We start from the raw sequence: 13,544 nt of genomic DNA, 5'->3' as shown, positions 1-13,544 counted from the left end.
TGCCTCCATTTTTTGTTTATAAGTATCGTTTATTTAACCAACATCATTTTTTTTGTATTTGAAAAATATTTACCACTACTGATGGATGAGGCTTCGATAGAGTAGAAGTATATACCCGAGGAATAATCCGATGCATTCCATTCAGTTGTATATGTGCCAGCTAATTTTATTTCATTTACTAATTCAACGATCTGTTTTCCGAGTATGTCATAAATTTTTATAATTACATTACTGTTTTCAGAAAGTGAGTAAGAAATTTTTGTAGATGGATTAAACGGATTAGGGTAGTTTTGAGATAATTCAAAATTTAGTTCAGAATTCTCTGGATCATCAACTCCGGTTGAAATACCAAAATCAAAAACAGCATATACAGGAAGATGATCTGAAGCAATATAAAGCGCATTTGCAACTTCAGAACCAACAGCGGTATTTGTACCGTCATTTATTGAGCCGTTAAAGTGATTACCGTCATTTCCAAAGGATGTATAAGTACCGCTTACATAATCTACCCCACCGGGTTGATAGATCGATTCCGAAATTAAAATTTGATCAAAGCGATCGTCAAGACCCCCTGTCGATCCACCGTCGCCTATATTATCAGTTCTAGTCGATTGAGTATGAACTTCTGCAAAAGCAGAATTATTATTCCAGCCTCCCGGTTTGTTTATTGGGTCTATCACATATCCGGGCGTTGAATTATCCAGAAGCTTTATATAAGCCGGTTCAAACGATGAATAAACATTGAAGTCGCCGAGAACTATAAAATACACTCCATCAGATAACTGATCGGTTACACTTCTTAATGCTGTAACTTCATCTAATCTTCGTTGCTCGTTATCCGAACCGCTCGAGGCCTTAAGATGCAGTCCATATAATCTAAGTGTATCTTGAGTAAAGTTATGAACTACAGTAAACTCATTTATATCTCTAAGACTTGTCTTGATTGGATTATTTGAAACAAACGTAAATAGAGAGTCTTTATAAAAAATCGCTCTGTCATCATCGGGTCCGTCAACAAATGTCCCAGCATTATATTTTGAGCCTAGCACATTTGATCTGAATTGATTAACTCCCGTTTGGCTTTTAATTTCTTGAACAACTAAAATATCCGGATCAATCTCGTCCATTATCAATGCAAAGTAAGGATTTCTTGTAAACGAATTATCGGGATAATTCAAGACGTTGTAAGTAGCAATTTTTACTAATTCTTGGCTAAAAAGTAAGTTCGCTGAAAACAAGAGTGCCAATAATAGCACTCGAAGGTGTTTTTCCATATTATGAATCCGAAGATTAAAAGAGCAAAAAAAATACTTTAATTTTTCAAAGAGTTAATCTAATTCTGTCGATAAAATAAATCGCAAAATTCTGTTATTACCTGTATCGAGTACATAGAGTGTTCTGTCAAAATAACCCACAGCATGAGGAGAATTTAATAAGTCACTTCCACCAAATGATGTTAACTCATCACCGAAATTGCTGAACTTAAATACCGAATCCTTTGCTGCATCTGCAACGTAAATATTGCCAACATTATCTATCGTTGCGTCTTCAGGCTTTTCAAACTTATCAACTGCCATAAGATCAGATGAAAAAGCGGAGAGCCTGCTTTGATAACCGGTGAAATCTGTCGTTTGAATATATCTTAACCATTGTGTTTTAAAACTTGTGTCACCGGTTAAGGTCATTATAAAATCAATAGTGCCATTATTAAGCGAAGTAAGTGAACTTATTTCATAGGCGGACATCAATCCTGTTCCAGTCGGTTGAAATGACGGTAAACTTCCAACTAATGTATCTACTTTTGTCCCGTCGGTTAAAGTCTTCTTTCTAAAGATCATAATTACATTATCAGGGTCTATCGGATTATTGTTTTCCGGTCCCGTTCGCGAGATATAAAACGAATTGTCACTGAAAACTGCAGCACCCGTATATCTTCTATTAGGTCGATTAAAATCAAAATTAGATTTGGGTAATAAGCGGGTAATTTTAGCGTTTGCAATTATGTGTCCGGCATCAACTAAATTTATTTTGTAAACCGCACCCATATTTATTTGTGTACCATTTATGGTAGTGTCATATTCCGCACAAACAATAAGATTTAATTGATAGTCCTGTGCAAGTGCAATAGGTTTTTTGATTGAAATGTTTCCAAGATTATCGCCGGCAACATTCATCATTACAATCCTATCATTATCAGTATCTGCTACGTACAAAAATGGTTCCCTACCAATAATTAAATCTTTAGGATTATTAAATCCTTGCCAAACGGGAAATTGTTGAATATATACCGTGTCGCCAATGTTTGGATTATCATCAAAAGCCGAATCAAATTGAGTTACATCGAATTTATCAGCACATGATGTGTATAATAATGCAAATACAAAAAGCGAAATTATAATTAAAATCGTCTTCATTTTATTTTAGAACCCTAACAATAATGAGAATCTATGAGCAGAACCTAACTTAGAAAATTTTGCATAGGCATAATCAAATGTTATGTCGGCAAAACTTATTGGGGCACTAACTCCAGCTCCAAATGTAAAATCTTGACCCTCTACATTTATTTTATAACCACCTCTAACGTAAAGGATTTCTTTCCATGAATACTCTACACCAGCAGAAACATTTTCACTATTGTCATTCGGATGATTCAATTGCGCAGAAGCGGTTACTCTATGCTGTTCATCTTGATATGGCTCTAGTGCAATTCCAAAACGGAATATCGTTGGTGGAGAGAATGATTGCCATTCAGATTGCTTTCTATTACCGAACAATACAACTTCACCGTCCGGTGCCAGTTCATTTCCAAAATTTGAAATTGTTACTGCAAACCTTGTTGACCCAAGTCCAGTCCAATAGTAAGTTCCAAGATCTATCATAATTCCACGCATCTTCAGCTTATCTAGAGTTTCCTCAAAATACTTTATCGTTCCACCAAAACTAAACTGCTCTGTCATTTTTCTGGAATAAGTGAATCCAATTGCAAGATCGGCAAATGTAAAATACTCTCCCGTTCCAAAAGGTCTAACTTCGGTTGTAACGGGCATATCATCCATATGAAGCGCGGTTAAAGAAACACCTATCACATCGTTACTTGAGATGTGATAAATACCTCCAATAAATTGATGAGAAATATCAACTAACCATTGGTTGTGCGAAATTAGTATTTCGTCTCTTTTTGTTTGTACTAATCCAGCCGGATTCCAATAAAGTGCCGATGCATCATTAGCAACAGCAATGAAAGCATCCCCCATTGCGGTCGCACGTCCACCAACTCCTATTTTGAGAAACTGTGCCGTAGAAATTCCAGCTCGTTGACCACCTAAGGTCGGGAAAAGCTGAGCATGTAAATTACCCGAGACTAGTGCAATGAATAAAAAACAGAAAAAAAATCGCTTCAATTAATCTTCCTTAACTTAATCGCATATAATTTTTTGCTAAAAGCGAACGCTGAAACCAAATTTTATATTTCGCTTTGTTAAATACCTTGCCGGATTAAAGGGATAAGGTGAAATTGGTGCCTGCAAATCCGGATACAACGGATCATTCCAATCCGTAGGAGTTGGATCACCGTATTCATACGCTTTTCCTGTTACCGGGTTTATAATAGCTGAATTTTGTGTATCCAGTAAATTGTTTATCTCTGCGAATACCGACATATTCAAACCAGCAACTTCAAAATATTTTGTAATATTTAAATCAATCCAGAACCAGTTATCACCTATTTCACCATACCTGTTTGTTCTATCAAAGTTGTATTCAGGGCGCCCATCAGGATCATATGAGTTCAAAAACACAGCTGGTGTGTAACGTTTCCCAGATTGGAAAAATAGTCTTGTATAGATACTAATATCATCAAGTATGCCTTCCCCAAATCCAAATAATGGTTCTCCCTTCCTGATATTAAAATTCAAGCTTGTTGAAGCAGTAAAAGGTCTATCCCATGAAACGTATTCTTCCTTGATCGTTTCGTCTAGATCACCTCTTAAAATTAAAACACCTTCATCTGCAGATGAACTTTTACCTGTTACAATAGCATATGAAAATGTAAACATTCCGGTAAACCAATTGCCTAACCGTTTTCTATACTCTATTTCTATTCCACGCGAACGAGCATAATCAAGATTGGCATAGGTTATAAAGGATTGATTTGCAAATCGAGCAGATTGAATTATTGCAGTTCTTGTTCTTACATAATCAAAAATATCTTTGTAGTATGCCGTTACGGTTAAAACATCATTTTGAGAAAACGAAGTTTTAAGCCCCAGCTCATAAGCTACTGTGGTCTCAGGATTTAAATTTGGATTTCCGAATTTTTGAAATGAAGACTGAGCACTCGTTGGATTAAGTTTTGCATAAACGAACTGTGGTCTTGGCCATTTACTAAAATGTCCGTACGAAAAGAACAATATCTGATTATCTGTAACCGGATGGGATATTCCAATTCGGGGACTCAAACGGGCTTTGAATCTTCTATCGCCAAACCATCCGAATGAATCTTCATAATAACGATCACGTATTTCATCTGGAATAGTAACTACATCTGGATTCTTGACCGCATCATCTACATATTTACCGGGAAACCAAAAATCCATTCTTAAACCAAAATTTAGAATCATCCCGCTAAAGTTTATATTGTCCTGAGCATACATTGAACCACGCGCAGGATGAACTTTATAGATATCATTATTTAATCCGAGTTCACCAATCCATGGTCTATAAATATCTATCTGCTGCATTTCCTGAAAAACAAAATTAAATCCCGCTTTAAATTTATTCTTCTCATCAAAGAAACTTGTTAAATCTCCTTTGAATGATAATTCATCCACGTAATGATCTCTCCAAGTTGATGGGTTTCCAACATCCCACAAACCATCACCCGGGATTACGCCAATTCTATCTCTTCCTTGATTATAATACTCAATAGGAAATGTGACTATATCTTTTGGTTCTGTGTATTCTGACCAAGAAAGACCATTAGCATCAGCTCTTAGATTCGAGAAGAAATGACTTATTTTGATTTCATAAAATGTTGATGAGTTAAGTGTATGTGTCCAACTTATTGTATTATAAATATTGTTATGTGTAAATGTGTTCGCATTATCTAAAATGTTCTGATAAGTATATTGATAACCCGGACTCGGTTCAACGTATTCTAAATTTGCCTGTAATGATTGTGAATTCTGATTGATATTAACTGATTGATTATAAGAATAAGTTAACTTCATTGTTGGCGTAATACTATAAGTCAGCTTACCAAGAAAAAACCAACTATTCTCTGCTCTTGGTGCAAATTTTGTCCCATTAAACGTAGAAGAATAAAGCTGTTTAGCTGTGGGTTTATATAATCCTTGAGTAATTCCATCCGATAAACCCATGTAGAAACTTGTGAAAAAAGAAATATTTCCGGGTATATCTAATCCGATCGCAGGAAGTAGGACACTTGTGATTGGCTCCGGTCCGCTAAGGTTAGCTTCGGCAATATCTATATTAAATACATGGCTGGATGATCTATCCCCAAAATTGTCTCTTTTATAAGAGAAGTACCCAGATATCTTTTCACTTCCTTCTCTTGTTCTAACATTTACAATACCCGAAGTAGCCTGACCATATTCAGCATTAAAACCACCAGTGATTACTTCAACCTCTTCAATCGCGTTTGAACTTAATTGCAGTCCGAACCCAGTTCCGGCAAGAGGATCTTGAACCGAAACTCCATCCAATAGAAATGCATTCTCATAACTTCTGCCGCCTCGAATGTGAATCGAATTATCAGATTTAACAACTCCAGCTTGCTGTGTAACTAGATCCTTTATATCCTCTACTACGGCCATTTCAATATCATCTTTAGTAATAGTCTTTTTACTCTGGGTCTCCTCGATATCAACTAAGGGCTTATCACCAATTACTATTACATCTTGTTCTAATGTAAGTACTGACTCTTCCATCTTAACTTCCAAAAACGTCGTCTTATTTGACTCAACTACAACACCCGTATATTGTAAAGTCTTATAACCAATTAAAGATATTTCGATTGTATATGAACCTTCGGTAACATTATTAATTATGAATTCCCCTTTAAAATCAGATGCTGCACCAAAGTATGTACCTTTAACTAAAACATTCACTCCAGGTAGCGGATCGCCTGTGGCAGCATCAACTATACTGCCGCCTACTCTTCCTTTAGTCTGTGCAAGTAATAATTGAGAAGTAATTATGAATAAAATCAGCAAATATTTTTTCATAAGTTTAAGCCAAATTCTTCGAATAATACTTTTTCTAATAATTTAAGAACATTTCCGGAAATACCATCAGCGTTATTTAGTGGGATTCCAATAAAGAAAAGACTCTTTGAGTTATCGATGAAGCTAATGTTTCCATTAATCTGTTGACTTGCTAAATCATAAACTTCAACCGCTGTAACCGATGGAACAAATGTTCTTACAAAACCTACTGTTGATGTTGTTTCTAACTGTGGATAACCTGAACCTGAATTTGATGGTAATATTGAAGCTCCTCTTAATAGAAATGGAACGGCTTGATCCTGCCCTAATGAATCAATTGGAAGAAAATTTTGTAAAGTCGCTAGATCAAATGCGAAATCACCGGAAGTTTCTTCAAAAGTCATTGAAAAGAAAATTTTACCACCATTATTTATAAATTTTTGCGTTACCAAGTTTGCAAAAGTAAGATTTGGACTTGCATCGGAATACCAGTAGATGTAGTCAAACAATTTAAGTGTTTCTAAAAATGAAATATTTGGATAAGGTAATAAATTATTTTCCAAATCGAATACATCATATTTATCAACCAAAACCCCGCCATTTAGACTGTTAAAACTGGTTATATAAAAATTAGCAGCCTCAGCTCCCCCTTCATAATCATCAATAATGAGAAGCTTTCCCCTTGGCTTTTTAACAAACCAATCTCTTGAAGTATCCGGAAGAACTATTTGCTTAGATACTCCACCTGAAATGTCTTTAGCCCTTAATATTATTCTATTATTATCGTCTAGTTTTAGACCACCAAGCAATTCGGGATTAATATTGTTTTCATCTGCATTTAATAGAATTTCCATTTGCGGGGATGCTGCCGCAAGATCTTGTATTCGAAGTGTAACAAGTCTTGTTGAGCCGCCAAGTGCAACAAAATTGGATGTATCATTTAATGCAATTTCAATCTCAGTTATAGATTCATCCCCGTCGGTATCAGTTGCATTCCATCCAACTGTTATTACCGGAAATGATACGAGAGGAAGACTACTTGCTTCATTCCATTCTACTATAGGAGGTGAATTTTTAATCGGGAATAATCTCTCGGCCGGAGTAAGGTCAATTAAGCCGATATCATAAAACTGTTCCCCATTATCATAAACTCCATTATCATTCATATCAATAAATGGTTCTGGTCCGTAATCAATTCCATTCTGCATCACCGAATTATCATAAATACCGTTGCCACCATTATCAGCAGCACTTACTAGAAAACTAAATGTAGTGTCCGCAGTTCCTATAGGCAATGAGAAAAGACTGTCATTCTTGCTAGTGAAAGTCCAATGATCATCTAAACCATCCCACTTAAAATAAAAACCAACAATTAATCCGTCAGGATCATCACCCCACCAGTGTACTTGAAGTCGGCTTGGCTGCTGGCTTATGTCGTTATCCGGGAATAAAAATATAAAAGTATCGGGGGCAGAATTTGGAATTTGGTTATCCGTAAGTGATTCGCTGCAAGATATAAATCCAAATACTATTAAAGCGAAGACAAGATTATATAAAATTGATTTCTTCATAGATTCTAAAAAATATGGCGATACAAAAATTTGCATCGCCCAAAATAAATTATTTAATAAGCATCATTTTTTTAGACTGTATATAATTACCTGACTGCAGAGTATAAAAATAGATTCCGGAACTAAGTTTCGAAGCATCAAAATTAACTCTATGAATACCACGGTTCATTTCTTTATTTAGCAGGCTCATTACTTCCTGACCTAAAATATCATAAATTTTTAATGATACTTTTCCAGTCATTGGGATGGAGAACTCAATTACAGTCGAAGGATTAAACGGATTTGGATAGTTCTGTGCTAATGCAAAATTATCTGCAGTCAAAACTTCATCCTCTACACTTGTTGTCATTCCTTCAAAATCATTATTGGTTCTTGGAACAAGTTTGTAATTGCTAAATGAGAAATATTGAATACCGATAATTTTATCAAAACTATTTCCGGTTTGTATTCTTATCGGTTCATTTTCCAAAGATGAATCCCAGAAGTTATGATAATCGTTGTTGCCCTGCTGCAGTTCAACTCTTGTTCCAATATTACTGTCATCAGCTATAATAATTTCGCCAAAATTTCTGCTACCGCCGCTACCCTGATCAGGACCCGCATTTCCGTCAGCATTTTCATCAATTACGGTAACATTAGAGTATGCTACCAAAACACCTTCGTAAGACTCGGCAGGTAGACTTCCGCTGCTCGAGGTAGCAACAAGATCAGTTGTAATTTCTAAAGGATCAGGAAGTGGATTTCCTGTAGAGTTAATAACAACATTGGTTAAGTTTTCTATTCGTGTATAATCGAAATCTTCATCTACGGTACCTGTTATGGTGACGTTATCACCTTCTCTAAGATGTAAAACGTTATCGCCAAAAACCCATATACCCGACCATGGACCAGTACCATCCTGTACATGTACTCTTGCAGAAGAACCAATTGTTGACGTATCCGAAGTTACAATACCCGAAACAGTTACTTCAAAGCCATCATAGGCACTCCAACCGCCGCCAAAAGGACTTTTTTGTACATCACGAATTGTAATATCTCTATCTAATACCCAGTAAAAGTATCTGTTTTCCACTGTATCCTGCGGATTTGCGGAAGAATTGCCTTGATTATCAGTCGCCTTAACATAGAATGAAACTAATGTTGAATCATTGAACGCAGGTAATGTGGCAGTATAAGTATTTCCGGCAGTTAAAGTCATGTTTACAGATTTCGAAGCACCGCCGTTTTCTTGATAAAATACCTTCACAGAACTAATAGTTCCATCTGAATCAAGTGCGTCTGCTGAAATACCTACTTGATCACCAAAACCAACAAGCGCAATGTCTCTATCAACATTGGAAACATTCGGGGGAAGAGTAGAACCAACTTTTATGTCATTAGGGTATACAGGATTTATCATATAATAATAGGGTGCAATATTAGTTCTATCTTCGATATATCCACGGATATACTCAAGCACTGTACCGGGAAGTGGTAAGGGTTGGTTCCGCCAGTGTGTTGATTTATTTCCTACTAATATTTCTGTTCCGTTTTCGTCGAATATAACATAGGTACCGGATCCAAATGAATACGCATGACTAACAGTCACATTTCTAAACTCAACATAGGAGTGTTCCCATCTTTCAGCTAAGTAAGTAGGATCTGATGTTCCGGTTTCGCTAAACTCATCTAAAGTAAACAGAACAGGTTGTGGTCGAGAGCTAAAATCAATTACGTCTCCGGCTTCAAATTTTATCATATTGAATTGGGTTGTAGTAAAATATTCATCGACATAGCCGGTAATTTTAACAACCATACCGGTATCGAGTGAATTAAAAGCTGCACCCGATCCGCCCGGAAATCTAACAAGCATTCCACCAAATTCCGGGTCATTCGGATCTTGGATATACATAGCAGGTGCGCCTGTAATTAAAGTTAAACCGCTATCAACGGTAGAGTAAAAATATGGCGCCACATTAATCACACCTGTTACAACTACTGTATCACCTTCATAAGGTGATTCATAATCGTGAGGCGGATTTAACAGATCTTGATCTGCAATAAATTGAATATCTCTTATTGTTATTTCCGGAAAGGTCTGAGCAATGATGGGCATGCTCAATAATACTATCGTTAAAAGAAGTAATGCTTTCTTCATTGTTAGTTCCTTTTATTTTATGACTAAAAATTTTCCTGTTTTAATTTTACCGGTCTGTTTATCCTCAACGGAGAACAGATACATTCCGGTTGCAATTGCCTGGCTGTCATTACTAATTAAATCCCATGCATGTTCACCGCCGGACATCTTCTGTTTTCCGTCTCTCGCGAAATTTTCAAACCAGCGTATATCAGATCCGTTGCTTTGCTGATTGTGATAAATATTTTTAATGATATCGCCCGAAAGCGTATAAATAATAATTTCGCATTCTTCCGGAAGGTTATAGAAATAAATTTTTCTAAGTCTTTCGGATGAACCATCCCAAAAAGCACCACCATAATAAGGATTGGGATAAACACCAATATTTTTATTTTCTTCCGAAGTAGGCGGTGTGCCGGGAAGGACCCGCTGCGAGTTACCAAGCAAGCTGGATTCCAAACTACCCAGATTATTTTCTGGATCTCCTTCATCAAATGCAGTTACTGTAAAAGTATATTGCCAGCCGTTAAGAAGATTCTCAGTTTCAAATTTATAGTAATATTCCGTGTTATCATTTTCAAAAGTAACGGGCTCACTCAATTCTACTGAGTTAAATCCGGTGTTAAAACCTACATCATTTCCCAGTCTGTCAAATTCGGCAACTTTCACAAGTGAATTTATTAAATCTGTACTTTCTCCTAATTCATAACCCGGATTTGTTCTATAAATTCTATAACCCTCAAAATCTTTTTTCCCTGAAATTGGATCAATAGATTCTTCGGAAGATTTATCCCAATATATAGATACACTTTGACTCTCAGGTACTACTTTAGTCTTTGGTAATTGTGGCGGTGCTGGCAGTATATAACGCGTAATTTTACCATCTCCATCCAAATCTTCACCCGGGTCTAATATACCATTGCCGTTTCTGTCTTCGCCATTATAAGCCCTCAGAGCCCATCCAGCATGAGCATATAATTCCGTTTTTTGCTCCTCTGTATCGAGTGCAGCTAAATCTATTCCTGTTTTCTTTGCAGCTACAATCGCAAATGTTATATTTATAGAATCTCCAGGAGCTATAGAATTTAGATCCCCCATTGTAATTAGAATCGAACGATTACTTGGCGTTTTTAATTCGTTAGGGTTAACACCATCATTATACCTGCTATTACTTCCGAAGAATCCTCTCATCTTATTATAACGTTCAACATCAAGAACCGGAGCAAAAAAACGAGGATCATCAGTATTCCTAAACTGCCAGCTAACAAAATTGACAGAGTCCGTGTTTGTGTCTGATCCAAGAAACTGAATTCCAATATAACTGTCAGTAAATCCTACATCCCCTGTCGCATCAAATTCGTATGCAATCTTTAATGAATCGTTATAACCATTGCCACCTTTATTAAAGAAATCGCTACCGGAAGGTCTTCCTGTTACATTTGTATTTCTAACAACTGCGTCAGTCCATAATCCAACGTAAACACTATCTATATATTTATCGCCAACATTTTTTATCCAATAATTCATTATCACAAAAAAGTCTGCAAAAGGAAAATTCCAAGAATAGGCTTCGTGTCTAACAACAATACCTAATGGATTATGATCAGGGATGGGTTCAGAACCAATAAAAGTATTAGTATCTGTGTATTCCATTACAAGATCTTGATGGGAAATTGCTTTCGGACTAAAAAATTCGGATTCGAGAAGAGAAGAACGCTCAACAACATAATCTTGTTTTTGGTTCGTGTATTCAAAACCCCCACCTCTATTAGAAACTGAGGAAGCATCAACGGCACCGGTTGAAACAAACGGTCCAATTTTATTTGATCCTGTTGAGTCGTCACTTAAAAATCCACCAACCCAAAGACCTCCATCAAAAAGATGTTCAATACCACTACCAGTTGGATATTCACATGAAGGTTGTTCGGGCCACTTACTGAAACCGTGTCCATACGTTCCAAAATTTGTAATAGTTAAAGCAAGATTTCCGACGTTGGTGTATTTAGAGTCGTCATCCACTGTTATTTTATTGGATGGTTTTTCTTGGGAAGCTGAATTAAAATAGCAAAGAAATAGTGCGATAAAAATTATAAAGAACTTTCTTTTCATTGATTAAGCTGTCTTGTATGCGGCTATAAAAAGCGGCAGAACGTTATTAATGATTTGCAAAATTGTTAACTGTAAGCAACTAAATTTAGAAATATCTATTCAATCTTTTTACTTAATAGCTGTTTAAAAAATGTTAACATCTACTAAAAAAAACAAGATGTTTACCTGCTTAAAAGTTCATGGCAATATAGTAGTTTTTTTAATTTAGGTAAATAAAAATAATTGCTAAATAACAACCTCAAGTCCGAGTTTGTCGCGCAAATAAGTAATCAAAATATTTTAGTACAATAAAATAAATGATCAAGAATAATCTATAAATATACTAATGAGAAATGATCATGCTTGAGATTAATCTTAAATATTAATTGTACAGGGGAATTTATAGATATCAAAATATCTTCTAAAATTATTCTCGCGATGAGGTAAAAGGGTGATTAATTTTTGGCATGTAAGTTAACATGTCCCTACAAAGCACTCACTCAAAAAGCACTAAAGTTATAATAACTCCTGCCGGTTTTTTTCATTACATGTCCGCTTCGCAACTTCTCGAATTCACTTCTTAGAAATTTTTCTTCATTTCGAAATTTATTCTCGACAAAAAGAAATTCCTTCGCTTAACACGTGAAAAATACTGTACCCTTTTTTTGCCCTTTTTTGCTTCAACAGTATCCAAATCTAACCAATTTGATTTAAGTATTAAAGAAGTGAAAATAAAAAAACCTTAATTATGCTTTATAATCAAGGTTTTTAAGTGGAGCTTAGCGGGATCGAACCGCTGACCTTCTGAATGCCATTCAGACGCTCTCCCAGCTGAGCTAAAGCCCCAAATTCTGAATCAATTTAACACAATTTCTAGAGAACATTATTAATAAATATAAAATATTTTTTCGGCTTAAGTGCTGACCTTCCCGATTTCATCGGGACCCTCTCCCAGCTGAGCTATAGCCCCATTTTTTTCGTTCAAAAGTTAAACAAGTTTATTTTCGATTTCAATTTTATTATTACGAAATCATTATTCCGGGGCATCCCAATTCATATTTGCATCAGCATGGCGATGAATTAATTTCCACTCATTAATCTCATTACGGAATATCATTGTTATCCGATAATTACGAGTCATTTCTACATTTTCATCTTTACCGTAAAACTTTATTAGTTCATGCTGAACGAGGTATCCAAATTTATCATCGTTACCAATGGAAATTCTTTCTGTCTCAAATGTTGCTTTCGAGTAAACACTATTAACTCTTTCTAATCTTTTACTTATGGAATACCAACCTTTTTCGATCACACCGCCAAAACCACCGGCGATAGTTACATCATCGGAGTGTGACCAAAAATTTATAAAGTCATCCGGATTACCGTTTAGAAATTTTTCTATTGCTGAATCAAGACTATTTAACGCAGACTCAAAATCATTATCGTCTTGTGCGAGAGAACTATGTACAATTATAAAAAACGCTACAAATAAACTAATGCAAAACGAATCTTTTAGCTGTTTAAGAATCATTATCACCTCATTAT

Annotated in this window: 8 protein-coding genes and 1 tRNA gene; all 9 read right to left on the bottom strand. The window is 35.7% G+C overall.

The window, feature by feature from the left end; translation table 11 throughout:
* Nucleotides 1-29: 29 nt before the first annotated feature.
* The 9 genes from QY331_06665 to QY331_06625 all read right to left on the bottom strand — a co-directional run bounded on the left by QY331_06665 (nucleotide 30) and on the right by QY331_06625 (nucleotide 13,530).
* Complete coding sequence (locus QY331_06665) at nucleotides 30-1,274, bottom strand: T9SS type A sorting domain-containing protein (protein ID WKZ70930.1); 1,245 nt, start codon at nucleotides 1,272-1,274, stop codon at nucleotides 30-32.
* 54 nt (nucleotides 1,275-1,328) lie between these two features.
* Complete coding sequence (locus QY331_06660; GenBank protein WKZ70929.1) at nucleotides 1,329-2,414, bottom strand: hypothetical protein; 1,086 nt, start codon at nucleotides 2,412-2,414, stop codon at nucleotides 1,329-1,331.
* A gap of 6 nt (nucleotides 2,415-2,420) precedes the next feature.
* A complete protein-coding gene (locus QY331_06655) occupies nucleotides 2,421-3,401 on the bottom strand; it encodes a PorV/PorQ family protein (GenBank protein ID WKZ70928.1) in 981 nt (326 codons plus the stop codon).
* A gap of 36 nt (nucleotides 3,402-3,437) precedes the next feature.
* Nucleotides 3,438-6,245 (bottom strand): TonB-dependent receptor, encoded by a 2,808-nt coding sequence (locus QY331_06650; protein WKZ70927.1) that lies wholly within the window; start codon nucleotides 6,243-6,245, stop codon nucleotides 3,438-3,440.
* Nucleotides 6,242-7,795 (bottom strand): hypothetical protein, encoded by a 1,554-nt coding sequence (locus QY331_06645; GenBank protein ID WKZ70926.1) that lies wholly within the window; start codon nucleotides 7,793-7,795, stop codon nucleotides 6,242-6,244. Before QY331_06645 ends, QY331_06650 begins: the two co-directional genes overlap by 4 nt.
* A gap of 49 nt (nucleotides 7,796-7,844) precedes the next feature.
* Nucleotides 7,845-9,932 (bottom strand): T9SS type A sorting domain-containing protein, encoded by a 2,088-nt coding sequence (locus QY331_06640; protein ID WKZ70925.1) that lies wholly within the window; start codon nucleotides 9,930-9,932, stop codon nucleotides 7,845-7,847.
* Between the two features lie 12 nt (nucleotides 9,933-9,944).
* Nucleotides 9,945-12,020, bottom strand: coding sequence for a hypothetical protein (locus QY331_06635; protein WKZ70924.1), 2,076 nt, complete (start codon nucleotides 12,018-12,020; stop codon nucleotides 9,945-9,947).
* A 752-nt stretch (nucleotides 12,021-12,772) separates the two neighbouring features.
* Nucleotides 12,773-12,845 (bottom strand) — tRNA-Ala (locus QY331_06630).
* A gap of 187 nt (nucleotides 12,846-13,032) precedes the next feature.
* Nucleotides 13,033-13,530, bottom strand: a complete 498-nt coding sequence (locus QY331_06625; protein ID WKZ70923.1) for a nuclear transport factor 2 family protein — start codon at nucleotides 13,528-13,530, stop codon at nucleotides 13,033-13,035.
* Between the last annotated feature and the right edge of the window lie 14 nt (nucleotides 13,531-13,544).

The sequence above is a fragment of the Melioribacteraceae bacterium genome (genome assembly GCA_030584085.1).
Classification (GTDB): domain Bacteria; phylum Bacteroidota; class Ignavibacteria; order Ignavibacteriales; family Melioribacteraceae; genus SURF-28.
The sequence above is the reverse complement of the archived record's forward strand: the minus strand, read 5'-3'. Positions and strand labels throughout refer to the sequence as shown.

What these genes read in the sequence shown, in the direction of transcription:
- QY331_06660 (WKZ70929.1), bottom strand. Translation starts at nt 2,414, where the DNA reads ATGAAGACGATTTTAATTATAATTTCGCTTTTTGTATTTGCATTATTA.
- QY331_06650 (WKZ70927.1), bottom strand. Translation starts at nt 6,245, where the DNA reads ATGAAAAAATATTTGCTGATTTTATTCATAATTACTTCTCAATTATTA.
- QY331_06625 (WKZ70923.1), bottom strand. Translation starts at nt 13,530, where the DNA reads ATGATTCTTAAACAGCTAAAAGATTCGTTTTGCATTAGTTTATTTGTA.
- QY331_06645 (WKZ70926.1), bottom strand. Translation starts at nt 7,795, where the DNA reads ATGAAGAAATCAATTTTATATAATCTTGTCTTCGCTTTAATAGTATTT.
- QY331_06665 (WKZ70930.1), bottom strand. Translation starts at nt 1,274, where the DNA reads ATGGAAAAACACCTTCGAGTGCTATTATTGGCACTCTTGTTTTCAGCG.
- QY331_06635 (WKZ70924.1), bottom strand. Translation starts at nt 12,020, where the DNA reads ATGAAAAGAAAGTTCTTTATAATTTTTATCGCACTATTTCTTTGCTAT.
- QY331_06640 (WKZ70925.1), bottom strand. Translation starts at nt 9,932, where the DNA reads ATGAAGAAAGCATTACTTCTTTTAACGATAGTATTATTGAGCATGCCC.